The organism is Rhodococcus sp. HM1, assembly GCF_023218075.1.
Taxonomy (GTDB): domain Bacteria; phylum Actinomycetota; class Actinomycetes; order Mycobacteriales; family Mycobacteriaceae; genus Rhodococcus.
Genome location: NZ_JALPTB010000205.1, coordinates 1 through 473, shown reverse-complemented (window position 1 = coordinate 473; position 473 = coordinate 1). Strand labels below are relative to the sequence as shown.

General features: G+C 37.6%; 1 protein-coding gene and 1 pseudogene. Both read left to right on the top strand.

What is annotated here, in order from left to right:
• The coding region (locus M1M07_RS32435; protein ID WP_248676795.1) for a YbaB/EbfC family nucleoid-associated protein at nt 1-191 on the top strand (191 nt) is incomplete at its 5' end.
• A gap of 4 nt (nt 192-195) precedes the next feature.
• Nucleotides 196-473, top strand: a pseudogene (locus M1M07_RS32430) (recombination protein RecR); the annotation flags it as partial.

Sequence of the window (473 nt, the reverse complement as noted above, 5' to 3'; positions counted from 1 at the left end):
CTGTAACAGTGACTGGTCACAAAGAAGTAGTAGACGTAGTTATTAAAGAAGAAGCGGTAGACCCAGACGACATTGAAATGTTACAAGATTTAGTGATTGCTGCTACTAATGAAGCGATGAACAAAGCTGATGAATTATCACAAGAGCGCTTAGGTAAGCACACTAAAGGCTTAAACATTCCAGGAATGTGATAACATGCAATATCCAGAACCTATTTCTAAACTGATTGACAGTTTCATGAAATTGCCAGGCATTGGACCGAAAACGGCACAACGTCTGGCATTTCACGTATTAGATATGAAAGAAGACGATGTCGTTCAATTTGCGAAAGCGTTAGTAGATGTTAAACGTGAATTAACTTATTGTAGTGAATGTGGACATATTACAGAGCAAGACCCGTGCTATATATGTCAGGATAAACAAAGAGATCGTTCTATTATCTGTGTAGTTGAAGATGATAAAGATGTTATTGC